This is a genomic window from Glycomyces terrestris (genome assembly GCF_003933745.1).
GTDB classification, from domain to species: domain Bacteria; phylum Actinomycetota; class Actinomycetes; order Mycobacteriales; family Micromonosporaceae; genus Glycomyces; species Glycomyces terrestris.
This window is the reverse complement of record NZ_RSEB01000004.1, coordinates 355929-380159: the sequence shown is the minus strand read 5'-3', so window position 1 is coordinate 380159 and position 24231 is coordinate 355929. Positions and strand designations below refer to the sequence as shown.

Sequence of the window (24231 nt, the reverse complement as noted above, 5' to 3'; positions counted from 1 at the left end):
GGGCCTTCGCCGTGCGGGCTTTACACTGGGCGCCGACGATCCCCCAGGAGTGACGCGCATGGTTTTCGGTATTGAGCACAAGGTGAAGTCGCACCGCACCGGTCGGCGGCGCAAGAAGGGCGGTCAGCAGCGGCTGGTGGCGCCGTGGATCGTGATCACGCTGGTGTGCGTGCTGGTGGCGTCGGGGTTGACGTGGGGTTTCGTGGCGTTGCTGCGGTCGGGGTGCTCGGGTGAGGTGTACCGGGTGGCGGTGGCGGCGGCGCCGGGGGTGGCGGGTGCGCTGGGGGATGCGGCGCAGGCGTGGGAGTTGGAGCAGCCCGAGTTGGACGGGCAGTGCATCGGGGTCGAGGTGACCGAGGTGTCGGCGGCGGATGCGTCGTCGGGGATCAGTTCGGGGTGGGACACGATGCGGTTGGGTCCGCGGCCGATCGCGTGGGCGCCGGATGCGCAGGCGTGGGTGTCGCTGGTGTCGTCGGGTGAGGCGACGGCGGGGTATGTGTCGTCGGAGCCGTTGGCGCTGGGTGAGGCGGAGTCGGTGCTGGCGGTGGCGGAGTCGACGGCGACGGAGCTGGGGTGGCTGGGTGGTGAGCCGCCGTCGTGGGAGGACGTGGTGGCGGCGGCCGCGGCGGGGTCGGTCAGTCTGGCGGCGGCGAATCCGCGGTCGTCGACGGAGGGTCTGGTGGCGCTGTTGAACGCGTCGTCGGATGGGGCCGGGGGTTTTTCGCAGGGGGCGGCGGATGCGTATGCGGCGGCGATCGAGGCGGGGTCGTCGGCGGCGGACGGGGATGCGCTGCGGGCGGCGTATGCGGAGGCCGGTGACGCGTCGCAGGTGATGACGTTGCTGGATTACCAGGTGGAGGATTTCAACGAGGGCTCGGATGCGGTCGATCCGCTGGTGCCGGTGGTGCCGAGCGGGGCGGCGGTGTCGGCGGTGGCGTCGTATGTGGTGCTGGGGGGTGCGGGCTGGGTGTCGGCGTCGGATGCGCGGATCGCGGAGATGTTCGGGTCGTATGTGGCGGACGCGGTGGCGTCGGGGGCGTTCGCGGATCCGGATCTGGCGCCGGTGGAGGATGCGGCTGCGGCGTTGGGGCAGACGACGCCGGAGTCGGTGGGTGCGGCGGTGCGGGCGTGGCAGCAGGGCGCGCAGGATCTGAACGTGCTGTTCCTGTTGGACTGGTCGTCGGCGGTGATGGAGGAGACGGTCGAGTACGGGGGTGAGACGGTCGAGGCGGGGATCGCGGCGGTGCGGATGGCGGTGGACATGGTCGGTGAGATGGAGCCGACGTGGCGTGCGGGGTTGTGGGAGTACGGGGTCGGTGCGGGGGGTGAGTCGAACTGGCGGTCGGTGGTGGCGTCGGCGGAGATGTCGGAGGAGGGGAAGTCGGCATTGACGGAGGGGTTGTACGACCTGTCGGAGGAGGCGGTGTACGAGGGGCCGTCGCCGTTGTACGACGCTCTGGTGGCGGCGTACGGGGAGGTGCAGGCGAATGCGGTGGAGGGCGCGGCGAACGTGGTGGTGGTGTTGACGAATTCGGGTGAGGACACCGCGAGTGTGCCGACGGTCGACGAGACGGCGGCGGCGTTGCAGGGCCTTGGCGGTGGTGTGGCGGTATACACGGTCGGGTTCGGGTCGGCGAACGCGGAGAATCTGGGGTTGCTGGCGGAGGCCGGTGGTGGGTCGTTCCTGCCGGCGCCGGCCGATGGGGGGATCCTGGGGGAGATCGCTCCGGCGTGAGGTGTCCCACTCGGGTTCGGGAGGGGGGCTCGGGTTGGGTGACACTGGGGGCATGTCGATCTTGGGTGCCGTGGCGCCGGCGCCGCCGGGGGTGGCGGCGGGGTGCCGTGACCGGTTGGTGGAGGTCGACCGGTTGGAGTGGCGGGTCGGTGACGGCGGTGATCCGGCGGCGCTGGCGGCGGCGTTCTGCGACCGGTTCCGGGTGCCGCATGAGGGCGCCGAGGGTGCGGTGTGCGGGGTGGCGGTGCTGGTGTCGGCGGCGGCCGGCGCGGTGATGGTCGGGGGTGCGACGGGGGCGCCGAGTCCGGTGCCGGCGGTCCCGGACCTCGTCTTGGTCGCGTACGCGCACGGCCCGGCCCGGCCTGCGGTCGAGGCCGGGGGGTTCTCGGTGGGGCCGTGGCGGGCGTCGTGGTCGGGTGCCGATCATGCGAAGGCGGTCGTGGCGGTGCAGGAGGCGATCGGGCGCGGCGAGGTGTACGTGGCGAACGTGGTGGGTCACCGGTCGGCGCCGTGGTCGGGGGATCCGGCGGGTATCGCGGCGGCGGTGGCGGGCATCGAGGGCGCGGCGTGGGGCGGGGTGCTGTCGGGTGCGGGCTGGCTGGTGGCGTCCGGTTCTCCGGAGGCGTTCTTGACGGTCGCGGGGGAGCGGGCGGCGACGTATCCGATCAAGGGGACGGCGCCGGCGACGGCGGCGGGCCGGGCGGCGCTGCTGGGGTCGGTGAAGGAGCGGGCCGAGCACGTCATGATCGTGGATCTTTGCCGCAACGACCTGGCGCGGGTGGCGGTGCCGGGCTCGGTCGAGGTGGAGCGGTTGTTCGCGCTGGCGCGGTGGGACCGGCTGTGGCAGGCGGAGTCGACGGTGGTGTGCCGGATCGCGCCGGGGACGGGGTTGGCGGCGGTGCTGCGGGCGGTGTGCCCGCCGGGGTCGGTGACGGGCACGCCGAAGCTGGCGATGCTCGGCCTGGTGTCGGGGCTGGAGCCGGTGGGCCGGGGTCCGGCGATGGGCGCGTTCGGGTTCGTGCAGGAGGACCGGGTGCGGTTGGGCGTGACGATCCGCACGGTCGCGGTCGACGCCGACCGGGTCCATGTGTGGGCGGGCGGGGGCGTGACGTGGCGGTCGGTGCCGGACGCGGAGGTGGCCGAGGCGGAGGCGAAGGCCGGGGCGGTCATCGCGCGCCTGGCGTCGTTAAGCTCCGGGACGCCTTCCAGATCGCGACGGTGTGGGCTTTGGCGCGTTCGCGGAGCGCGTCGGGCCATTCGGCGCGGTACAGGCGCAGCCGGGGGGTGGGGGAGTCGAGTTCGACGACGCACCCCAGCGCCATGGGCGGGTCGGGGTGGAGCCGCTGGAGCCAGACCGTGCCGGCGTTGCCGTCGTCGCCGCTGACCTGAATGGTCCGATGTTCCAATTGGAACTGTCCTAGGATTTTCGGCTCGCTCATGCCCGAGTCCCTCACCGTGCTCGTCCCCACCGATACGGGCGGCGCGGCGGTTCGTGTCAGCGCATCGCCTGCGGGCCCGCATCAATCTTTCCCACCTGAGCGCAGTCGTGTCAATACCCGGCGCGACACCTGGGCGGGTGAACCGGTGCGTTTCGCCGTCCACAGCGGAGTGCGCGCGGATCGGGGCGCGGGCGGCGTGCGGGTGTGCCAAGCTGGTGCGCATGAGCGACGACGAGGACTTCCGCAGCATCGCCGAGGCGGCCTTCGACCTGGCCCGGGCGGGCGAGACGGAGCGGCTCCTCGCGTTCGTCGCGGGCGGTCTCCCGGTCGACCTGGTGAACGGGTCGGGGGACTCGCTGCTGATGCTCGCGGCCTACCACGGGCATGCCGGGACGGTGCGGGCGCTGGTCGAGGCGGGGGCGGACGTGGACCGGTGCAACGACCGGCAGCAGTCGCCGCTGGCGGGGGCGGTGTTCAAGAACTTCGAGGACGTCACCGCGGTGCTCCTCGGCGCGGGAGCGGACCCGGACGCGGGGACGCCCTCGGCGCGGCAGATCGCCGCGATGTTCGACCGCGACACCTTCGCCTAGACCGCGCGCATCCCCTCGGGCAGGCGCCCCCACGCGTGCAGGTCGGTCAGGTGCTCCTCCAGGCACGCGGCGAACGCCTGCGCGGCCTTGGTGAGCGGGGCCTCCCGCCGCGAGGCCAGCGCGATGGTGCGGGAGGCGCCGGGGGGTGCGAGGGGTGTGGCGCGCAGGCCGGGGTGTCCGGCGGCGATCATGGCGGGCAGGAGGGCGATGCCGAGGCCGGCTTCGACGAGGGAGGCGACGGCGTCGGTGGCGCCGCCGTCGACGCCGGTGCGGGGGGTGAAGCCGGCGGCTTCGCAGGTGGTGATGGTGAGGTCGCGGAGGTCGTAGCCGTGGGCGGGGAGGACGAAGGCCTGTTCTCTGAGTTGGGGGAGGCCGATGTAGGCCTGGCGGGTGAGGGGCGGGAGGTGGGCGGCGGAGGCGACGACGAGGGCTTCGGCGAGGAGGGGTTGGACGTGGAGGCTGGGGTCGGCGCCGGTGTCGCCGGCGGTGAAGGCGAGGTCGAGGTCGCCGGCGGCGAGGTGGCCGGCGAGGGGGCCGGAGCCGTCTTCGGTGAGGGTGACGGTGACGCCGGGGTGGGCGTCGCGGTAGCGGGTGAGGAGGGGGGCGATGAGCCAGGAGCAGAGGGAGGGGGTGGCGCCGAGGCGGAGGTGGCCGGCGCGGACGGCGAGGACGTCGTCGATGTCGGCGCGGGCGGCGGCGTGGGCGGCGGTGATGCGGCGGGCGTGGGGCAGGAGGGTGTGGCCGGCGTCGGTGAGTTCGATGCGGCCGCGGGAGCGGGTGAGGAGGGCGGCGCCGAGTTCGGTTTCGAGGGCTTGGATCTGTTTGCTCAATGACGGTTGTGTCACACCGAGTTCTTCGGCCGCGTGAGTGAAATGTCGGGTTTGTGCGACGGTGAGGAAGGCTTGGAGCTGCTGCGGGCGCATGTCCATAACGTATCGGCATGGAACGGGGTTCTGCCATGAATTGGACCGGTGAGGCCGGTCGCGTCTAGCATCCGGTCGTGTCTACGGATCTGCAATCGCGCACCGCCGCGCGTCCGGCGAAGCGCGCGCCCAAGCCCACGGGGCCGTGGCGGTCGAACATCGGGCTCAAGATCGCCATGGCGGTCTCGGGCGTCCTCCTCGTCCTGTTCATCATCGTGCACATGGCCGGCAACCTGCACGTGTTCGAGGGCCGCGAGGAGATGAACGCGTACGCGCACGGCCTGCGCACCCTCGGCGAGCCGCTGCTGCCGCACGAAACGGTGCTGTGGGTGCTGCGCGTGGGCCTGATCGTCCTGGCCGCGGTCCACATCTGGTCGGCGGTCGTGCTCACCCGCCGGTCCCTGGCCGCGCGCCCGGTCCGCTACCACTCGCGCAAGCCCGCCAAGGGCGAGTCGCGGCACGCGGTGGCGACCATGCGCTGGGGCGCGGCCGTCCTCGTCCTGTTCGTGGCCTGGCACCTGCTGGACCTGACGTTCCGGACGGTGAACCCGGTCAAGGACGTCCCGGACGCGTACGGGGCCGTGGTGGCCACGTTCAGCCCCGAGCGGTGGCCGGTCACGGTGTTCTACCTGCTGGCGCTGGTGGCCCTCGGGTTCCACCTGCGCCACGGGGTCTGGTCGGCGGTGCAGACGATCGCCGGGCCGGACACGAAGTGGCGCAAGCGCACCCAGGCGGTGGCGCTGGCGGTCGCCCTTGTCGTCGTCGTGGGGTTCGCCATCGTGCCCCTGTCGGTCACGTTCGGACTGGTGAAGTGATATGAGCATCGACTACTACCGCGAGGGCGAGCCCGTCGCGGACACCAAGGCCCCCGCGGGCCCGATCGAGGAGCGGTGGGAGAAGCGGCGCTTCTCCGGTCGCCTGGTCAACCCCGCGAACCGGCGCAAGCTGCGCGTCATCGTCGTCGGCACCGGCCTGGCCGGGGCGTCGGCGGCGGCGACCCTCGGCGAGCTGGGGTACCGGGTCGCGAACTACTGCTTCCAGGACTCGGCGCGGCGGGCGCACTCGATCGCGGCGCAGGGCGGCATCAACGCGGCCAAGAACTACCGCAACGACGGCGACAGCGTGCACCGCCTGTTCTACGACACCGTCAAGGGCGGCGACTTCCGGTCGCGGGAGTCGAACGTGCACCGGCTCGCGGAGGTCTCCACGGAGATCATCGACCAGTGCGTGGCCCAGGGCGTGCCGTTCGCCCGCGAGTACGGGGGCCTGCTCGACAACCGGTCCTTCGGCGGGGCGCAGGTGTCGCGGACGTTCTACGCGCGCGGCCAGACCGGGCAGCAGCTGCTCCTGGGCGCCTACCAGGCGCTCCAGCGGCAGGTGGCGGCCGGGACGGTGGACCTGCACACCCGCCACGAGATGCTCGAGCTCGTCATCGCCGACGGCAAGGCCCGCGGCATCGTCGTCCGCGACCTGGTGACCGGGGAGATCTCCACCGAGATCGCCGACGCGGTCGTCCTGGCGACCGGCGGGTACGGGAACGTGTTCTTCCTGTCGACGAACGCGAAGGGCTGCAACGTGACCGCGTCGTGGCGGGCGCACCGCAAGGGCGCCTACTTCGCGAACCCGTGCTACACGCAGATCCACCCGACGTGCATCCCGCAGTCGGGCGACCACCAGTCGAAGCTGACGCTCATGTCCGAGTCGCTGCGCAACGACGGGCGCGTGTGGGTGCCCAAGGCCAAGGGCGACCAGCGCCACCCGGCCGACATCCCCGAGGACGAGCGCGACTACTACCTGGAGCGCCGCTACCCGGCGTTCGGGAACCTGGTGCCGCGCGACATCGCGTCGCGGGCCGCGAAGGTCGTGTGCGACGAGGGGCACGGCGTGGGCCCGGGGGGCCTGGGCGTCTACCTCGACTTCGCCGACGCGATCGCGCGCCTGGGGAAGCCGGCGGTGGAGGCGAAGTACGGGAACCTGTTCGACATGTACGAGCGGATCACCGGCGAGAACCCGTACGAGCGGCCGATGCGCATCTACCCGGCCGTGCACTACACGATGGGCGGCCTGTGGGTCGACTACGACCTGTCGTCGAACATCCCGGGCCTGTTCGTGACCGGGGAGGCGAACTTCTCCGACCACGGCGCGAACCGGCTGGGCGCCTCGGCGCTCATGCAGGGCCTCTCGGACGGGTACTTCGTGCTGCCGAACACGATCTCGGACTACCTCGCCGACGGGCCCTTCGAGGCCCTCGACGAGACCCACGAGGCCGTCGTGGCCGCCCGCAAGGAGGTCGACGACCGCATCGCGTTCTTCCTGAACAACGACGGCGACCGCACCGTGGACTCCTTCCACCGCGAGCTGGGCAAGATCATGTGGGAGTACTGCGGCATGGAGCGCACCGACGAGGGCCTGCGCAAGGCCATCGGGCTCATCCGCGACCTCAAGGCCGAGTTCTACAAGCGCGTCAAGGTCACCGGGAAGGCCGAGGAGCTCAACCAGCAGCTGGAGAAGGCCGGGCGCGTCGCCGACTTCTTCGAGCTCGGCGAGCTCATGTGCATCGACGCCCTCCACCGCACCGAGTCGTGCGGCGGCCACTTCCGCGCCGAGTCCCAGACCGAGGACGGCGAGGCCAAGCGCGACGACGACCGGTTCTCGTACGTCGCGGCGTGGGAGTACGGCGAGGACGCCCCCGTCCTCCACAAGGAAGCGCTCGTGTTCGAGTACGTCAAGCCCACCCAACGGAGCTACAAGTGAAACTCAAGCTGCGCATCTGGCGCCAGAGCAGCGCCGACGCCAAGGGCCGGATGGTCTCCTACGAACTCGACGACGTCTCCGAGGACGCCTCCTTCCTGGAGATGCTCGACGTCCTCAACGAGCGCCTCATCGCCGAGGGCGACGACCCGGTCGCGTTCGACCACGACTGCCGCGAGGGGATCTGCGGCGCGTGCTCGCTGGTCATCGACGGCCAGCCGCACGGCCCGCAGGCCGCGACCACGACCTGCCAGCTGCACATGCGCAAGTTCAAGGACGGCGACTCGATCGACATCGAGCCGTGGCGCGCCGGCGCGTTCCCGGTCATCAAGGACCTCGTGGTCGACCGGTCCGCGTTCGACCGGATCATCCAGGCCGGCGGGTACATCTCCGCGCCGACCGGGACCGCCCCCGACGCGCACGCCGTCCCCATCCCCAAGCAGGACGCCGACGCCGCGTTCTCGGCCGCCGCGTGCATCGGCTGCGGCGCGTGCGTCGCGGCCTGCCCCAACGGGTCCGGGATGCTGTTCATGGGCGCGAAGGTCGCCCACCTGGGCCTGACCCCGCAGGGGCAGCCCGAGCGCGCCACCCGCGTCCTGGGCATGGTCGCCGCCCACGACGAGGCCGGCTTCGGCGGGTGCACCAACACCGGCGAGTGCGCCGCGGCCTGCCCCAAGGAGATCGGCCTCGACGTCATCGGCCGCCTCAACGCCGACTTCCGCAAGGCCGCCATCCGCGCCGCCTGACGAAGCCGCACAGCGAAGCGGCCCCCGGCTCGCGCCGGGGGCCGCCCGTCTTTCACCTGCCCCGCGTGAGCGGGGAGACCCCAGGGGGAAATCCGCCCCACGTGAGTGGGTCAACGCCGCCCCATGTAAACAACGAACCGCGCGCCCCTTGGTCGCGCCGCTTGACGGTGACCCGCGTCTCTCTTTCCTTGCGGTTGACGCAGCGTCACCCGCTACCGTCGGAACCGACCGACGGAAAGAGCACGATGGACACCTGGACGACCGCCGAACTGGTCCGCCTCACCGGCGTCACCGCGCGCACCCTGCGCCACTACGACGCCATCGGCCTCCTCGCCCCCGCCGACACCGGCGGCCCGGGCGGGCAGCGCCGCTACCGGCGCCCCCAGCTCCTGCGCCTCCAGCAGATCCTCCTGCTCAAACGCCTCGGCCTGCGCCTGGACGTCATCGCCGACATCCTCGCCGGCGGCCTCGACGAACTCGCGGCCCTGCGCCGCCACGCCGCCGACCTCGCCCGCGAGCAGGACCGGATCGCGCGCCTCGCGGCCACCGTCGACGCCACCATCCGACAACTCGAAGGAGCACGCGCCATGGCACCCGAGACCTGGTTCGACGGCCTCGACGACCCCCACCGCGACGACGCCCGCCGCCGCTGGGGCCGCGCCGTCGTCGAACGCGCCTACCAGGCCATGCAGGACATGACCCCCGAGCAGCGCCGCGCCGTCCCCGCCGAGTTCGACCGCATCGCCACCGCGCTCGCCGCCCTCCGGGCCGAGGGCCGCGACCCCGGCGACCCCGCCGTCCAGACCCTCGTCGCCGACCACTACGCGCTCGTCGCCCGCCACTGGGACAGCGAACCCGGCGCGGCCGCCTACCGCGGCCTGGGCGCCCTCTACACCGACGACCCCCGCTTCCGCGACCAGTACGAGCAGCGCGGCGCCGGCTTCACCGCCTACCTGCGCGCCGCCATGGACGCCTACGCCGATACCAGAATCTGATCATATGCGTGTGTATGATGGTGTGCATGACACGGCACAACATCAACATCGACGACGCGGTCTGGCAGATCGCCGCGGCCTCCGGCAACGCCAGCGACTACATCGAGAAGGCCGTCAAGGAGCGGTACCTCCACGAGATCCAGGACGCGGCCGCCGAGGTCGTGGCCGCACTGCCGCCCTCGGCCATCGAGGACTGGACCGCATGGGGCGCCGCGATCGCCGACGACGCCGCCGGGCGCGAGCGGTGACGCCCGCGCCCGGGCAGGTCTACCGCCGCGCCGAGCGGCAGGACGCGCTGGTGGTCGTCCTGTCCTCGCGGGAGGACAACCTGCGCACCGGCTGGGTGACCGTCTGCGCGTACAACCTCACCGACCAGGTCGGCAACCTGCCCTCGGCCCAGCTGCTGCACAGCATCGTGCCCGCACCGGGCTACGTCACCTGGACCCTGCATCAGTCCGTGCCCGCGTCCTATCTCAAGGACCCGGTCGGCGAGGTCGAGACCGCGGCCATCGCGGCGGCCCGCCTCGCCATGGAGGCCCGGTTCGCCGCCTAGCTTGACCTTTGGCGCGAGCCGGGCGCCCTGCCCGGACAGGAGGGAAGCCCTCGCTCGATGATGCCTGCCGTGACACAAAGCATCGCAAAGGCAAGGGCTTCGCTCGTGTCTCCCTGAACCCGGCACCCATTGAGGCACCGGGGCCCTTCGCACCGCCGACCTGCGCGCCGCCATGGACGCCTACGCCGACACCCGCCTGGGCGGCCAGTAGGCTCGCACCCATGCGCGCACCCCAAGGCCTGTACCGGATCTACGCGGCGCGGCTGCGCCGCCGCCTCGACCCCGCGCTCCTGCCCGGCCACGTGGCCGTCGCCATGGACGGCAACCGCCGCTGGGCCCGCGCCCAGGGCTTCGCCGACCCCGGCATCGGCCACCGCTACGGCGCCGAACACCTCGACGACCTCCTCCAGTGGTGCCACGACCTCGGCATCGGCCACGTCACCGTGTACGTCGCCTCCGCCGACAACCTCACCAAGCGCGACAGCGGCGAAGTCGCCCACCTCATGGCCATGGTCGAGCAGATCGTCGCCGAACGGCTCCTGGAACCGGCCAACCCCTGGCGCCTCCACGTCGCCGGCCGCCTCGACACCCTCCCCGACTCGACCGCGCACGCCCTCAAGACCGCCGTCGCGGCCACCGCCGACCGCACCGGCGCCCACCTGACCGTCGCCATCGGCTACGACGGCCAGACCGAGATCGTCGACGCCGTCCGCGCCCACCTCGAAGCCGAGGCCGCCCGCGGCGCCGGCCTCGGCGACGCCGCCGCCCGCCTCACCGCCGCCGACATCGACGCCCGCCGCTACACGCCCGACCTGCCCGAGGCCGACCTCATCATCCGCACCTCCGGCGAACGGCGCCTGTCCAGCTTCCTGCTGTGGCAGTCGGCCGGCGCCGAACTGTACTTCTGCGACGTGTACTGGCCCGGATTCCGCCGCGTCGACTTCCTCCGGGCCCTGCGCGACTACACCCGCCGCCAGCGCGACCGCCGGGCCGGACGCTAAGCGGCCCAGGCGAGGTCGATCTTCTCCTCCGGCGAGGCGGGCATCGAGGCGCGCATGCCGGCCGGGCCGGCCACGACGGCGGTGAACCCGCCGGGGCCGGGCGTGAAGCGGCGATGCGCCCCGGCGGGGACGACGACCGTGTCCCCGGCCTCCAGGACCGCGGCCTCGCCGCCGCACTCGACCTCGACGGTCCCGGCGGTGAGGGTCCAGACCTGGTCGGCGTCGATCAGGTGCAGGGGCCCGGCGGTGCCGGGCTCGGCCTCGACCCGCCACAGCGGGAACGGGGCGCCCCCCAGCGTCGGGGAGGCGAGGGTGGTCATGACCGCCGCGGGGGTGGCGGTGCGGCGGGCGTCGCCGCTGCGGGTGATGCGCACAAGAGACTCCAGTAGGATCGACAACATGGTTACCCATATAGTAAACCAGGTTGTCGATCATGGGTGAGGCGGGCCCCGGGCACGAGCTCCCGCTGCGGCTCTTCGCCGCCTTCCGCGCCGCCGTCGACGCCGTCCACGACGACCTCGCCGCCCACGGCCACCCCGACCTGCGCCCCATGCACGGCTTCGTGTTCCAGGCCATCGGCACCCGCGGCACCACCGCCGTCGAACTCGGCGCCCGCCTCGGCGTCACCAAGCAGGCCGCCGGCAAGACCATCGCCGCCCTCGAGCAGCAGGGCTACGTCGAACGCGCCCCCGACCCCCGCGACGCCCGCCGTAAGGCCGTGCGCCTCACCCCCCGCGGCCGCGACGTCCTCGACCGCTCCGCGCGCACCTTCGCGCGCGTGCGCGCCCAGTGGGCCGAGCAGATCGGCCCCGACCGCCTCGACGCCCTCGAAGCCGACCTCGCCGCACTCGCCCCCGGCGAGGCGTTCCGGCTCGACGCCCCCGGCTGGTTCGGCCCCGACCGCTAGAGCGGGCGCGGCGGCCCCGACCGGCCCGACAGGAACACCCGCACCCCGCCGCCCGCGGCCGCGAACGCCTCCGCGCGGATCCGCGACGGCGACCCCAGGCCGTCCCCCATCGCCACCGACAGCCGCACCGACCCGCCCGGGCCCGGCGGCCGCGCCGCCGCCACCACCCCCGCCAGCGCCGCCACCGAGTTCGCGTTCGCCGCGTCCTCGCTCACCCCGATCGACGGCGCGAACATCCGCGCCGCGAACGACCGCTCCCGCACCGGCGCGTACGCGAAGCAGCCCAGCAGCCCCGCGGCGTCGCACGCCGCCGCCAGCGCGCCGGCGTCCGGCGCCAGCGGCCCCACCTCGTCCACCGGGACCAGCAGCCGCTCGCGGGCCGTCCCCGCCGCGTGCACGGTCCCGGCCGGGACCGCCCCCAGCGCCGCCAGGACCGGCCCGACCTCGGCCGCGGACGGGACGCGGTGGATCGGGCGCCCGGCGTCGAAGAACGGGCCCTCGGCCGGGGTCGTGCCGCCCGTGAACGGCTCCCGCCCGGCCGTCACCAGTCGCCAGTGGTCCCGGTCGTCCCACGACTCCAGCGCCGTCAGGGCCGCGAGCGTGCCGTGCCCGCACGCGGGCAGCTCGCCGGCGGCGGTGAAGAACCGCAGCCGGACCAGCCCGCCGGCCTCGCGCGCGACGAACACCGCGTGCGAGACGCCGGCGTCGGCGGCGACGCGCGCCCGGGCCGCGTCGTCGAACGCGCCGCCCTCGAACGCGCCGCCCTCGACAACGGCCGTCGGCGATCCCGTGCCCGGCTCGCCCCGCCAGCACGCGTCCACCACGACCCCCCGCATCCCGCGGCTCACGGCGCGGCCCCGTCCCGGTGCGCGGCGATGAACCGCTGCGCCGACCGCACCAGCGGCTCGTGCTCCGGCGCCGCGTGCCGGGTGTGCATCCGCTCGCACAGCCCCGCCAGCGCCCCCGCCAGATCCGTCATGAGCGGCCCCCGCTGCCCCTCGTCGGCCAGGGCCATGAGCATCGCCACCCACACCGGGCCGTGGTCGCGGAAGTTCACGTGCAGGTTCCGCTCGCCCTGCCGGTCCGCGGCCACCAGCAGGTAGTGCACCTCGGTCGCGATCCGCCACGCCAGGCCCGGACTGGTGCGCGCGAGCGCCTCGACCGCCGGCTCCGCCGCGTGCAGCGCGACCGCCGCCAGGCCGAGGTCGCAGCGGGCCGACACCGTCGGCGGCGCGCCCCGGCCCGCCGGGTCCGGGCACAGGCGCCGCACCAGCGCCGCGTCCGCGAACGCGCCCATGCCCGCCGCGGCCTGGAGCGCCCCCCGCAGCGTCACCAGGTTCGGGGCCGGCGCCGGGGCCGCGTCCGGGAAGTGCTTGCCGAGCAGGTCCTTCGCGCCCCGGGCGTGCGCGCCCCGGCCCGAGGCCGCGTGCAGGGCCGCGGCCAGGCGCAGGCTGTCGCGCAGCAGCTCGTCCCGGCGGCCCGACGCCAGCAGCATCCGCGCCGCCTGGTCGGCCGCGCCCACCGCCAGGTCCGGGTCGGCCGCGCGCCCGAACACCCGCGCCGCCCGCGCCAGCGCCGCCGCGAGGTCGGCGAACCCCGGCGCGGCCGGGTCGGTCGGATCGGTGTCCTCCAGGCCGTGGAGCGCCGCGTCGGCCTGCACCGCGGCCGTCAGCAGCCGCCCGGCCCGCACCGCGGCCTCGGCGAAGTCCAGGCGCTGGCGGGCCCGCGCGGGCGCGGGCGCCCCGAGCGGGCCGGCGACGCGGTGGCGCTCGGCCTCGGCCGCGAACGCGCCGGCCGCGTCGCCGGCCGCGGCGTGGGCGCCGGCGCGGGCGGCGAGCAGGTCGGCGAAGTCCTCGCGCGCGCCGCGGTCCCCGGGGTGGCGGTCCAGGCGGTCGCGGTACTCGGCCGCCGCGGCCGCGAACGCGGCCTGCGCGCCCGCGGCGTCGCCGGCGGCGGCGAGCCGGACCGCGTCGCGATGGGTCCGCCGGGCAAAACGCCGATTCGGCATACGGACTCCTCAATGGGGGGATCGAGGCGGTAGCGCACCTGGTCGGGACGGACCGGGCACGCCAGGGCCCTTCATCGTAGACGCCTGGTGAGCGGTTGCGGATCAGCCGATCAGTCGATGACGACCATGTCGGGGCCCGGGTGGCCCAGGAACCGGTCGTGCGAGATCTCCCAGCCGTAGGCGCCGGCGTTCGCGAACACCAGCCGGTCGCCGACGCCGATCGCGGCCACGCGCTGGCCGCCGTTGAGGACGTCCCTGGGGGTGCACAGCTCCCCGCACACGCGCACCTCCACATCGGCGAGGACGGCGGCGTCGCGCGGGCCGGGGACGACCGTGAACGGGTGCGCGTAGCCCCACGCGGCCGGGAGCCGGAAGTGGTGGGTGCCGCCGCGCACGATCGCGAACGCCTGCCCCGCGACGGTCTTGACGTCCACGACCTCGGCGGCGTACCAGCCGGCGGCCGCGGCCAGGTAGCGGCCCGGCTCGACCACCAGCTCCACGCCCGCGCCCCGGTACCGGGCCGGGGCCGGCCCGAGCTTGGTCGCGAGCGCGTCGAGGTCGAGGACGGGGCCGCGGGGGTCGGCGCCCAGGCCCCCGCCGACGTTCACGTACCGCAGCGCGAACCGGCCGGCGGCCGCCTGGTGCGACCAGGAGAGGGCGTCGAGGACGTGGGCGGCGTACGCGGCCGCGTCGAGGCAGTTGGAGACGGCGTGCAGGTGGAAGCCGGCCAGGTCCAGGCCGAGGTCGAGGGCGCGCGCGACGGCGGCCGCGATGGCCTGCTCGTCCATGCCGAAGGGCGTGGGCGCGCCGGTCATCTGGTGCGTGCCCGGCAGGGCCCGGCCCCGGTTGACGCGCAGCGCGACCGGTCCCGTGAACCCGTTCGCGGCGAGCAGGTCGAGTTCGCGGATGCTCTCGGCGTGCACGCACAGCGGGACCGGGCTCGCGGCGGCGGCGGCGAGGTCGGCGGGGGTCTTCGCCGGGCCGGAGAACGCCAGGCGCCGCGCGCCCGCCGCGCGCGCGGCGGCCAGTTCGCCGCCGGAGGCGCACTCGACGCCGTCGGCGGCGGCGCACGCCGCGGCCAGGACCGCCGGGTTCGCGCACGCCTTCATCGCGTACAGGACCGTCCACTCCGGCATCGCGGCCCGGACCGCGGCCAGGCGCGCGGTCGCGGCGGCCGGGTCGTACAGCCACGCGCTCGCCGGCGACTCGAGCGCGCCGACCGCCGCGGCGATCTTCTCGGGGATCGGGGTCATGGGCGCGCCAGCGGGTTGTCCACGGCCGCTTCGATCTCGCGTCCGGGTGCGAGGCGCATCGACAGGAGCGCCTTCGTCGGCAGCCGCGGCGCGAGGTAGCAGTCCCGGTCGGCGCGGGGCAGGTCGAGGGAGGCGACGAGGTCGGCCAGGTCGGCCCAGAACGCGGCCGCGTCCAGGCCGGTGTCGCGCTCCAGGGCCGCGGCGAGCGCGGCCAGGTGGTTCTGGAACAGGGTGTACGCGACTTTGGCGCGGACCTGGTCCATCGAGGGGGCGTCGACCGGGCTGCCGGGGGGCAGGGCGACGTCGAACGGGACCGTGGGCAGGTGCAGGCGGGCGCCGCCGAGGTCGCGCGAGATGGCGGCGACCGGCGTCGGGCCGTCCATGGCGGCGAGGCTGTTCTGGAGGTGGGCTTCGAGTCCGATGCCCATGGCGGCCTCCGCGAGCACCGGGGGCACGAACAGGGCCGCGTAGGCGCGCAGCCACGCGCCCGGGTCGCCGTGCCAGTGGGCGTATTCGGCGGCCAGGCTCACGCCGGTCACCGGGGACCGGGCGGCCAGCGCGGTCGCGGGCACGCACACCGTCCCGGCCGGGACGACGGCGGACAGGGGGGCGCGGGCAATGGCCGTGAGGTCGCGGCGGCCCGGGAGCCAGGCCCCGGCGAGGTCGGGGAGGAGCCGGTGCGGGCCGCCGGCGTCGAGGGCGGTCAGGTGGGCGGAGAGGACGGGCGCGAGGAGCGCGGTCGCGGGGGAGATGTCGCGCCGGGTGGAGGTGATGTGGATGCCGAGGGCGAGTTTGAGGAACCCGGGGTGCCGGTGGCCGGCGAGGGTGCGGATCGCGGCGGTCGGCCAGGCGGGCACGGTCGTGTCCAGGAGGCGCAGGCGGCCGGTGGCGAACAGGTCCGCGTGCGCGGGCAGGACCCGGTGCTCGAGCTGCCAGGGGTGGACGGGGACGACGGGGTCGGGCAGGTCGAGGCCGGCGAGCATGGGGTGGGTGCGGAAGTCGGCGCCGGAGCGGTCGAGGACGCCGGCGCGGTCGGCGACCAGGCGGATCGGGATCGGGGCGGGCGTCTCGAGGTCGTAGCGCTCCAGGTCGGCGCGGTCCCAGCCGAGGCGGGTGCGCGCGCACGGGTGCAGCTGGTGGCCGTCGGTCGCGAGGGTCTCCAGCAGCCGCGCCGTCGTGTCCACATCGGATTTGCAGGTGTCGATGAGGTGCGCCAGGGACGGCGCCCCGGCCCGGGCGGCGACGGCCGCGAGGCGCCGGGCGCGGGCGGCGGCGCGGTGGCGGGCGAGGGCGCGGCCGGTGCGCGCCGATTCGAGTTCGGCGGCCAGGTGCGCGGGGACGGGCGCGCCGAGGACCGCTTCGAGGGCCTTGACCGGGTCGTCGTCCTCGGGGGCGCCGTCGAGCGGAGGGTCGGGGTAGGCGAGCTGGTTGAACGGGCCCTCGGGGGCCGGGGCGGGCCCGGTGCGGCGCCCGTTGAGGTCCTCGCGCCAGGCGGCGGCCAGGATCCGGTCGGTGAGGTTCACGCCGCCGCCAGCGGGTTCGGGACCTGCGCCCAGATGTCGTCGGTCGGGCGGTGCGCCAGGCGCATCGCGGTGGTGGCCTTGATCGGCCACGGGTCCCGCAGGACCCGGTCGCGGATCCACGGCTCCAGGTCGAGGTCGCGCACGGCCGCCGCGACGGCCGCCCACCATCGCCCGGGGTCGGTGCCGGACCAGTCGGCGAGCGCCGCGACGATCGCGGTCAGCGTGGTCGGGAGCAGGGCCGCGAGGAGCTTCGTGAGGCGGGCGTCGCGGTCGGGTTCGGGCAGGTCCCCGGCCAAGCCGGGGAAGTCCTCGGGCGGGACGCGCACGCCCCCGAAGTCCCGGTACACCAGGCCCGTCGGCTGGTCCCTGGTGAAGGACGCGAGGGTGTTCTGGCCGTGCGCCTCCAGGGCGACGCCGGTGTGCGCGAACAGCCGCAGCGGCGCCAGCGCGACCGCGGCGAACGCCGCCCACCACGCCTCGGGGTCGTCGCCGGTGAACGCGGCCGCGATGGGCCGGCCGTCGGAGGGGCACGGCTCGGCGAGCGCGGCCAGCGGCACGGCGCGCGGGTGGCCGACGGTGTGCGGGGCGGGGCGGACGATCGCCGCGAGCCCCGGGTCGGGTCCGTCCTCGGTCCGGGCCCACACCGCGGTCTCGGGCAGCAGCGTGATCGCGCACCGGCGGGCCGGGGCCTCCAGGCGCTCCGGCAGGAAGTATCCGTTGTGGATCGCGGCGGCGGAGACGCGGCGCTGCGCGGACGTCAGTTGCAGGTCGACGGCGGTCTTGACGTGCCGGTCGCCGGTGGAGACGGTGCGCAGGCTCATCAGCGGGGCCGCGCCGGGCCAGGTGCGCGCGGGTTCGCCGAGGCCGCGGCGGGCGGCCTGCCACGGGTGGGCCGGCAGGAGCGGCAGGCCGCGGTCGTCGGTGTAGTTCGCGGCCCGGTCGGCGACGTCGAAGCGGCCCAGGTCGAACCGGGGCCGGTGCTCGGGCGCGTACGCGCGGATCTCGTCGTCGGTGAGGTCGCCGCGGGAGCGGGCGAGCGGGTGCACCGGGTGTCCGAGGAGGACGGCCTGCTCGAACCACACCGACGGGTCCGGGTGCGCCGCGGCGGCGGCCGCCCACAGGTCCGTGGGGTGCGGGCGCGCGGCCTCGAGTGCGAGCGCGGTGCCGCGCACCGCGGCGGCGACCTCGCGCGCGAACCGGTCCGCGTGCGGCGATCCGGCGCTGACGGCGGCGGCGATCTCGGCCGCGGTGGCGCCGCGGGCCGGCCCGGGGAGGGGTTCGCGGCCGGCGGCGGCTCGGAGGCGTTCGGCGACGATCGCGTCGGCGCGGGCGGTGGCGTCCATTGCTCGCACTGTACTGGCGAACGGGGCCGGTGTGGAGGGTGCGTTGTCTCACGCCGGCGGTGCGGGGAGCGGTGGTTCAGGCCCTGACGACGGCGTTGCGCTCGCCCGTGCGCGGGGCCGGGACGGCGGCGAGGCGCATCCGCAGCGCCTGGAGGACCGGCAGGTCGTAGACGGCGCCGGCGGCGGCGAGCCACAGGCCGATGTCGGCGGCGGCCTGGGAGACGGCGACGTCGTGGACGGCGGCGGTCTCGCCGGCGCGGGCGGTCTCGGGCAGGGTCGGCCACAGCACCCAGCCTTGGACGTGCGCGTCGGGCAGGGCCGCGTCGAGGGCCGTGACGGCCTCGGGCAGGTTGACCGAGTCGACGTCGGCGCCGTCGCGTCCGATCGGGGCGCACAGGAGCGCGATGCGGTCGCCGCACACGATCGCGTGCGGCACGCGCGTGTCCGCGCCTGCCGGGAGCGCGACGAACAGGCGCGCGGCGGGCAGGTTGGTGAGGACTTCGCGCAGGAGCTTCCCGGTGGGCCGGTCGGCCTTGGGGCGGGTCCCGGCGGGGCCGAACGCGTTGAACTGGCGCAGGGCGCCGCCGACCGAGCGGCGCAGCGCGATCGTGTACCGCAGCCGCTTGACCGTCCAGGCCATGCCGGCGCCGGTGAGGACGTACAGGCCCAGGGCCCAGCCCCACGGCGTCGAGGGGCCGGCGGCGACGATGACGGCGACGGCGAACAGGAACGCGGCGACCAGGCGCCCGGTGGGCGGGGACGGGGCGGCGTCGGGGCGGCGGCGCAGGGCCCGGCTGGTCTGGACGGCCACGATCATCGCGATCGCGATGGTGACCGGGATGGCCAGGATGAGGAACACCCACGAGTCCGAGGCCAGGGCCTGGCCGAGGAAGCCCAGGCCCATGAACACCCACACGGCCGCGGCCGCGGCGCACCAGGCCGCGGCCGTCCACGCCGAGGGCCGGTACACCGGCCGCAGCCGGCGCAGGCGGGCGTGCCAGGGGACGGCCACGAGGGCGCCCTCGGCGGTGAACGCGTGCTGGGCCGGGGCGGGCGCGGGGGCGACGTTCCAGCCGCGGACCTTGCGGTGGGCGGGCTTGGCGGCGGCCTTGCCGTAGCGGCGGGCGGCGCGGCGCCCGAAGCGCAGCAGGTCGTACTCGCGGCGCAGCCCCGGGTGCGAGAGCGTCTCCCAGGCGCCTTGGACGAGGTGGAACTCGGCCTCGTCGCCGCCGCGGTCGGGATGGGTCTCGCGCAGGCGCCGGCGGTAGGCGGCCTGGATCTCGCTGCGTGGTGCCTGCGGGCTCACCCCGAGGACGCGGTAGTGGTCTGGTTCGTTCACCACGGCTCCCGGTCGGTCGTACGGGGACGGGCCTTGCCCGGAGAGGGGGATCGGGCGTCGGACTCGACGGTCATGGAGCCCCCAATCTACCGCCGGTTCGCCCCTTTCGGTGTCGGCAGGTCCCGTTTTCTCAACCTGTCGCGCCCGATACTCGGGCCATCCGCCCGCCTCGCCGCCACAGTGGAGGCCCGTTCCCGTTCCCCGGACCGGCCGGTCGGCCTCGCGTCCTGCGGTTTCACTCCCGCACTGGGCCCTTCGCATGCGCGCGGCCGCGCCGGTGCGCGCCGCGCGCGTCTTTCGCGCATTCGCGGCCGCGGCCCAGAGCGGGCGACATCGGACAGTGCACTGCGCTCCCATTCGCGAATGCCGCCGGGAACGCGGACGGCCCCGCACCCGAAGATGCGGGGCCGTCGCCGCGTCGGTCGGCGGCTGCCGGGTCCGCCGAGCCGCGGCGCGGGCTAGCCCTGCCAGAAGCGGGCCAGGGCCTGCGCGGCCGGGTCGTCGACGTCGGCGAGGGCGTACTCGGAGGCGTCGACGGCGTTCACCCACGGCTCGGCCTCGGCCGACCCGAGGACGTCCAGGTCGACCCACGGGTAGCCGTCGACCGGCTCGGGCACGTCCAGGTCGAGCTCGGGCGGGAACGTCGGCGGGTTGTCGGCCTCGTCGAGCAGCAGGTCCTCGTAGGTGGCCGCGTACGCGGTCTCGTCGCCGCCGGTCTCCTCCTCGCCCGCGTCCTCGTATTCGGCGTCGACCCCGAAGCCCTCCTCGAGGGGCTCGTCGTCACCGTCGTCGCCGTCGTCGAACGCGAACGCCTCGAGGCCGTCCTCGTCGGGAACCTCGCCGGCCTCGAACTCGTCGAACCCGGGGGCCTCCTGGCCGTCGTCGTCGAGGTCGGGGAAGTCCCCGTCGGCCCCGTCGGGGTCGAACTCGTCGAACTCATCCATCGGATTCCTCATCTCCTGGTACGAGGGTGCGGGCCTTGGCGAGGACCTCGTCGAGCTGCTTGACCTTCTGGGCCATGGAGTCGCGGCGCTGCTTGAGCGCGGCCTGCTTCTTGGCCCGGGCGGCCTGGTCGGCCTTCGCGGCGTTCTCGGCCGCGGAGATCCGCGCGTCGAACTCGGCGGCGCGGCGCTCGAGGGCGTCGTCCAGCGTGGAGTTGAACACGAACTCGACCTCGGTGAAGCGGAACCCGATCTCCTCGTTGAGGTTCGCCCTCGCCTCGGCGATGACCCGCTGCACCCACTGCTTCGCGGCCTGCCGGTCGCCCTGGATCTTGCGGCGGTACAGCAGGAACGCCGCCGCCGCCAGGCCGATGCCGACACCCGAGGCCGTGAGCGCGACGCTCGCGACCGAGCCGGCGACGGCCGTCAGGCCGATCATGCCCGCGCCGGCGGTCACGGCCCGCCCGGCCATCATCGCCACGCCCGCCGAGGACGCCATGAGCAGCGCCCCGTCCTGGTTCGCGTCGCGCCGGGCCCGGCCCGAGGCCGCGGCCCGCAGGCCCGCCGAGATCGAGTTGGTGGCCTGCATGAGCTCGTCCTCGGTGAACACCTGCCGCAGGACGCGCTCGGCCAGGAGCACGAACCGCTGGTGCAGCTCACCGGACAGGCGCGCGGCGATGCCCTGGAGGGCGATGTCGACGCGCTGGGGGAGGGACTCGAGGGCGGCCTTGTTCGCCTTCTCCAGCTCGTTGAGGAGGGCCTCCTCGAGCTCCTGGAGGTGCACGCGCAGCCGGCCCTGGACCTCGATCTTCGCGCGCTGGGTCTCCACGCGCAGCGCGAGGTTCGCCTTCTTCGTCTCGGTGCGGCGCGCCGCGAGGGCCTGCTTCTTCTCCTCCTTGAGCCGGTTGGCGGTCTCGGGGTCGGGGTCGTAGGCCTTCATGTCCTCCTGCGCGGCCGCGGCCAGGCGCGAGAACTCGGTGCGCACCGCGCGCACCACGTTCGCCGCGACCAGGGCCTTGCCGGCGGCGCCGACCTTGACCAAGGCCCGCTGCATGCGCCCGATCCCCGACTCCTTCGCCAGCGCCTGCCGGGTGGGGCCCTGGGAGTTGAGGGCGTGCTCGGCGAGCATGGCCGAGACCGGGAAGTGCGGGGCGTTGCGGAAGCGGGGCGCGTGCGCCTCGATCAGCGACCGGTTCTCCTCCAGGACCGTGCGCCAGCCCGGGTACGTGTCGGTCTTGGTGAGCGCGAACACCACGAAGTTGACGCGCTTGGACGCCTCGGTGAGGAAGTCGAGCTCGGTCTTCGCCATCGGACTGGAGGCGTCGGTGACCATGATCAGGCACGTGGCGCGCGCGACCGCTTCGAGCGCGATCTGGGCGTGGTCGGGGTCCAGGCCGCCCGTGCCGGGCGTGTCCACCACCGACATGTGCTTCAGGAGCGCGGACGGGTGGCCCACGAGCATGCGCCGCGGCGGGACCATGCCCGGGGGCATCGTGCCCAGGCGCGTCGCCCAGTTGCGCAGGTCGCCCACGCCCAGCAGCATCGGGTCGGCCGCGCCCGGCTGCCAGGCGCGCACCGACGCCTGCTCGGCCCACGCGAACTCCAGGTACGCCGTCGTCGCCACCTGCGCGTCTACAGGAGACAGACCTGGCATGCCGAGGAGCGCGTTCACCAGCGACGACTTGCCGCGCTTGGTCTCGCCGACGACGACGGCGACGGGCTTGTCGGGCTGCCAGCGGGCGACCTCGTCGACCTCGGCGGCGGCCTTGGCGTCCACGGTCCGCAGCGACGCGTTCCCGGCCTTGGCGGCCTTCGCGCACAGCTTGTGGATGGCCGCGGCCGGGTTCGGCTTCGCGGCGGCCTTCTTCGCGGGCGCCGGGCTCTGGGCGGCCGGCGCGGCGGCGGCGGTGTCGGTCATGCCCGCACCCCCTGGCCCCGGTAGACGGTCACGATCGGGTGGCGCACGATGCGGCCCCGGTCGGTGTACCCGATCTGCTCGGTGCGGGCGATGATGCCCTCGTCGGCCGGGCCGCGCGCGGCCACCGTGGAGCCGGCCTCGTGCACGGCCGGGTCGAACCGCTGCCCGGTCGCGTCCACCGGCGTGACCCCGACCTTCGCGAACGCACCGTCCAGGTGCTGCGCCAGCGCCGGGGAGGTGGCGCGGTCGCGCATCCAGATGCACGTCTCGACCAGCACGGTCCGGTCGGCGGTGTTCTGGGCCGCGCGGGCGGCGTCCTGGAGCTGCCCCACCGGGATCGCCCCGGAGGCCGCGCCGGTGCCGGGCGCGGGCGCGAACGCCGGCGCCTGCAAGGCCGGGGCGGCGGCGGGGGCGGCGATGGACTTGCCGGCGACGAAGGCCACGACCGCGGTGACGAGGACCGCGCCGGCGGCTATGGCCAGGACGCGCGCATCGAACCCGCCGCCGGTGAGGAACACCGCGCCCAGGGCCGCGGCGGCCAGGCCCACGAGGCCCCCCACCAGCGGTCCGCCGAGTCGATTCGTCACTTTGCTCTCCTTACAGGTCGATACCGGCGGTCAGCCGAGTCGTTGGGCCAGCAGATGGAAACCACGATGCACCACGTTCGCCACCCGCGCCTGGGACGGGGTGGCGCCGCCGTTCGCGAAGGCCCGCCAGCGCGCGGCCGCCTCGATCGCGGCGCGGCGCAGCTGCGGGCGGGGCGCGTCCGGCAGGCCCAGGACGACGCCGGCGTCGTCGGTGAGCGCCAGCCGGGCGACCTCGGCCTCCATCGCCTCGGGGAGCGCGACCTGCCCGGTGGTGACCTGCGCGGCCGCCTCCAGCAGCGGGAGCCGGTGGTACTCGGGGCGGGCCACGATCGACTCGACCGCGCCGCGCAGCAGGTCCCGGTCGGCGGCCGGGCCCGACGCGGCGGCCGCGTCCAATCGCCCGAGCGCCCACCCGGCCTTGATGACGTCGGCGCGGACCCCGAAGATCTGGTGCAGCGTGGTGCGCAGGCGCGGGAACCCCGAGGCGGCGAACAGCAGCCGCACGAGCTCGCCGGTCGCCAGGTGCGGGCTGGCCTGGAGGTGCGCGATCGCGAAGTGGATGCCGTACAGGTCGAGGCGCTCGAGCAGGCGCTGCCGCTGGTGCTTGTCGACCGGGCCCTCGGTGGACAGGAACAGGCCCGCGGAGGCGAGCATGAGCGCCCGCTTGTCCTCGGGGAGCCCGGCGAGGGTGCGCAGCGCCTCGCAGTCGGCGGCGGTCAGCAGGCCCGCCTCGGCCGTCTCGGCCAGGAGCCCGACGACGGGGACGACGTCGCACACCGAGCGGCGCAGGACGCTGGCCTGGTCGCCGGCGATCGGCCCGGCCACCGGCCACGGGTCCTGCCCGGGCCCGGGCGCGAGCTTGTCGGCCTTGTTGTACAGGCCCAGCGCGTTCATCGGCGAGGACGACAGCTGCTGGGACGCCTTCGCGAACGCCTCCAGCGCGTCGACGTCGTCGGCGCGGACCTGCTGGGTGAACACGTAGATGATCGCCTCGGCCGACTCGACGGCGGCCTTGGAGTCGTCGTCGACGTCCTCGGCGATCGGGGCGGCGAACAGCATCTCGCGGGCCGCGTCCGAGATGTCGGTGTTCACCGACTGGAGGCCGGGCGTGTCGACCACGGTCAGATCCCGCAGCCGGTCGGACGAGAGCTGCACGTCGATCATCGCGGCCTCGTCGGCCGGGATCGGCAGCGTCGTCGGGATCATGCCGTTCGCGTCGAGCGGGACGGCGTGCTTGGAGCCGTTGCGGGCGACGACGTCGACGCGGTCGGCCGGCCCGTACCGGAACTGGGTCACCACGCGCGTGCACTCCCCGGCCGCGGTCGGGGCGACGCGGCGGCCGATGAGCGCGTTCACGAGGGTGGACTTCCCGGCCTTCAACCGGCCGGCGACCGCGACGCGCAGCGGCTGCCCCAGCCGGCCGGCGACCTCCTCGACCACGGGACGCGACGCGCTGGAGACCTTCCCGGCCAGTTCCTCGCACATGCTCGCCACGCTCGTGGTGAGTTGTCCTGCCACCATGGTCCCCGTGACCGCCCTCTCCTGTAGCCTCGTCGGTCCCGATAGTCCGGGCCTGCGCCGGTCTGCGGCACTTCGGGCCGCCGGACGCCGGTCTGCGGCATCGAAGCTTCCGCAATATCATGAGAGGCGTCGGCGATCCGTCGACAACGAAAGACTAC

Annotated in this window: 23 protein-coding genes and 1 pseudogene; 11 read left to right on the top strand and 13 right to left on the bottom strand. The window is 74.8% G+C overall.

All coding sequences use genetic code 11. The features are described 5' to 3' along the window. Nucleotides 1–58: 58 nt before the first annotated feature. Together EIW28_RS15860 and EIW28_RS15855 are read left to right on the top strand one after the other, a co-directional pair. On the top strand, nt 59–1735 hold the full coding sequence (locus EIW28_RS15860; RefSeq protein ID WP_125248682.1) for a VWA domain-containing protein: 1677 nt from the start codon (nt 59–61) through the stop codon (nt 1733–1735). After that, nucleotides 1701–2831: pseudogene (locus EIW28_RS15855) on the top strand (chorismate-binding protein); the annotation flags it as partial. The gene EIW28_RS15860 and the pseudogene EIW28_RS15855, both read left to right, overlap by 35 nt. A 70-nt stretch (nt 2832–2901) precedes the next feature. Here EIW28_RS15855 and EIW28_RS25055 read toward each other — a convergent pair. Next, on the bottom strand, nt 2902–3141 hold the full coding sequence (locus EIW28_RS25055) for a hypothetical protein (RefSeq protein WP_232014034.1): 240 nt from the start codon (nt 3139–3141) through the stop codon (nt 2902–2904). Nucleotides 3142–3395: 254 nt separating this feature from the next. Here EIW28_RS25055 and EIW28_RS15850 point away from each other — a divergent pair, with 254 nt between their 5' ends. Continuing rightward, the gene (locus tag EIW28_RS15850; protein WP_125248680.1) at nt 3396–3764 is read left to right on the top strand and encodes an ankyrin repeat domain-containing protein; all 369 of its coding nucleotides are present in this window, start codon (nt 3396–3398) and stop codon (nt 3762–3764) included. On the opposite strand, the gene EIW28_RS15845 is transcribed toward EIW28_RS15850, so the two are convergent. Continuing rightward, entirely contained in the window at nt 3761–4687 is a 927-nt protein-coding gene (locus EIW28_RS15845) for a LysR family transcriptional regulator (RefSeq protein WP_125248679.1), read from the bottom strand. The genes EIW28_RS15850 and EIW28_RS15845 overlap by 4 nt on opposite strands. A gap of 77 nt (nt 4688–4764) precedes the next feature. On the opposite strand from EIW28_RS15845, the gene EIW28_RS15840 reads away from it, so the two are divergent. The 7 genes from EIW28_RS15840 (at nt 4765) to uppS (ending at nt 10733) form a co-directional block, all read left to right on the top strand. After that, the gene (locus EIW28_RS15840) at nt 4765–5502 is read left to right on the top strand and encodes a succinate dehydrogenase cytochrome b subunit (RefSeq protein WP_197717300.1); all 738 of its coding nucleotides are present in this window, start codon (nt 4765–4767) and stop codon (nt 5500–5502) included. Nucleotides 5503–5509: 7 nt separating this feature from the next. Continuing rightward, the gene (locus EIW28_RS15835; protein ID WP_187350621.1) at nt 5510–7441 is read left to right on the top strand and encodes a fumarate reductase/succinate dehydrogenase flavoprotein subunit; all 1932 of its coding nucleotides are present in this window, start codon (nt 5510–5512) and stop codon (nt 7439–7441) included. Next, complete coding sequence (locus EIW28_RS15830) at nt 7438–8184, top strand: succinate dehydrogenase/fumarate reductase iron-sulfur subunit (RefSeq protein ID WP_125248677.1); 747 nt, start codon at nt 7438–7440, stop codon at nt 8182–8184. The genes EIW28_RS15835 and EIW28_RS15830 overlap by 4 nt, the downstream gene beginning before the upstream one ends. Before the next feature lie 245 nt (nt 8185–8429). Further along, nucleotides 8430–9179: a MerR family transcriptional regulator gene (locus EIW28_RS15825; RefSeq protein WP_125248676.1), complete on the top strand. Its 750-nt coding sequence runs from the start codon at nt 8430–8432 to the stop codon at nt 9177–9179. A 26-nt stretch (nt 9180–9205) separates the two neighbouring features. Beyond that, the gene (locus EIW28_RS15820; RefSeq protein ID WP_125248675.1) at nt 9206–9427 is read left to right on the top strand and encodes a hypothetical protein; all 222 of its coding nucleotides are present in this window, start codon (nt 9206–9208) and stop codon (nt 9425–9427) included. Continuing rightward, nucleotides 9424–9732 (top strand): hypothetical protein, encoded by a 309-nt coding sequence (locus tag EIW28_RS15815; RefSeq protein WP_125248674.1) that lies wholly within the window; start codon nt 9424–9426, stop codon nt 9730–9732. Before EIW28_RS15820 ends, EIW28_RS15815 begins: the two co-directional genes overlap by 4 nt. 221 nt (nt 9733–9953) lie before the next feature. Beyond that, entirely contained in the window at nt 9954–10733 is a 780-nt protein-coding gene (gene uppS / locus EIW28_RS15810; protein WP_125248673.1) for a polyprenyl diphosphate synthase, read from the top strand. On the opposite strand, the gene EIW28_RS15805 is transcribed toward uppS, so the two are convergent. Further along, the gene (locus tag EIW28_RS15805) at nt 10730–11107 is read right to left on the bottom strand and encodes a cupin domain-containing protein (protein ID WP_197717299.1); all 378 of its coding nucleotides are present in this window, start codon (nt 11105–11107) and stop codon (nt 10730–10732) included. The two genes, uppS and EIW28_RS15805, sit on opposite strands and share 4 nt — an antisense overlap. A gap of 59 nt (nt 11108–11166) precedes the next feature. Here EIW28_RS15805 and EIW28_RS15800 point away from each other — a divergent pair, with 59 nt between their 5' ends. Beyond that, on the top strand, nt 11167–11640 hold the full coding sequence (locus EIW28_RS15800; protein ID WP_125249038.1) for a MarR family winged helix-turn-helix transcriptional regulator: 474 nt from the start codon (nt 11167–11169) through the stop codon (nt 11638–11640). Here the strand turns inward: EIW28_RS15800 and EIW28_RS15795 are convergent. The 10 genes from EIW28_RS15795 to EIW28_RS15750 all read right to left on the bottom strand — a co-directional run bounded on the left by EIW28_RS15795 (nt 11637) and on the right by EIW28_RS15750 (nt 24037). Next, on the bottom strand, nt 11637–12476 hold the full coding sequence (locus tag EIW28_RS15795) for a PhzF family phenazine biosynthesis protein (protein WP_125248671.1): 840 nt from the start codon (nt 12474–12476) through the stop codon (nt 11637–11639). The two genes, EIW28_RS15800 and EIW28_RS15795, sit on opposite strands and share 4 nt — an antisense overlap. Before the next feature lie 8 nt (nt 12477–12484). Continuing rightward, nucleotides 12485–13648 (bottom strand): hypothetical protein, encoded by a 1164-nt coding sequence (locus EIW28_RS25425; RefSeq protein WP_125248670.1) that lies wholly within the window; start codon nt 13646–13648, stop codon nt 12485–12487. 110 nt (nt 13649–13758) lie between these two features. Further along, a complete protein-coding gene (locus tag EIW28_RS15785) occupies nt 13759–14901 on the bottom strand; it encodes a type III PLP-dependent enzyme domain-containing protein (protein ID WP_125248669.1) in 1143 nt (380 codons plus the stop codon). Further along, nucleotides 14898–16424 carry an IucA/IucC family protein gene (locus tag EIW28_RS15780; protein WP_158630424.1) on the bottom strand — a complete coding sequence of 509 codons (1527 nt, stop codon included), beginning with the start codon at nt 16422–16424 and terminating at the stop codon, nt 14898–14900. Before EIW28_RS15780 ends, EIW28_RS15785 begins: the two co-directional genes overlap by 4 nt. Further along, on the bottom strand, nt 16421–17767 hold the full coding sequence (locus tag EIW28_RS15775; RefSeq protein WP_125248667.1) for an IucA/IucC family protein: 1347 nt from the start codon (nt 17765–17767) through the stop codon (nt 16421–16423). Before EIW28_RS15775 ends, EIW28_RS15780 begins: the two co-directional genes overlap by 4 nt. A gap of 76 nt (nt 17768–17843) precedes the next feature. Beyond that, entirely contained in the window at nt 17844–19106 is a 1263-nt protein-coding gene (locus tag EIW28_RS15770; protein WP_158630423.1) for a J domain-containing protein, read from the bottom strand. Nucleotides 19107–19564: 458 nt separating this feature from the next. Continuing rightward, a complete protein-coding gene (locus EIW28_RS15765) occupies nt 19565–20050 on the bottom strand; it encodes a hypothetical protein (protein WP_125248665.1) in 486 nt (161 codons plus the stop codon). Beyond that, the gene (locus EIW28_RS15760) at nt 20043–21965 is read right to left on the bottom strand and encodes a dynamin family protein (RefSeq protein WP_125248664.1); all 1923 of its coding nucleotides are present in this window, start codon (nt 21963–21965) and stop codon (nt 20043–20045) included. Before EIW28_RS15760 ends, EIW28_RS15765 begins: the two co-directional genes overlap by 8 nt. Next, complete coding sequence (locus EIW28_RS15755; protein ID WP_125248663.1) at nt 21962–22552, bottom strand: nucleotide exchange factor GrpE; 591 nt, start codon at nt 22550–22552, stop codon at nt 21962–21964. Before EIW28_RS15755 ends, EIW28_RS15760 begins: the two co-directional genes overlap by 4 nt. Nucleotides 22553–22582: 30 nt before the next feature. Next, nucleotides 22583–24037, bottom strand: a complete 1455-nt coding sequence (locus EIW28_RS15750; protein ID WP_232014003.1) for a dynamin family protein — start codon at nt 24035–24037, stop codon at nt 22583–22585. Nucleotides 24038–24231 lie beyond the last annotated feature (194 nt).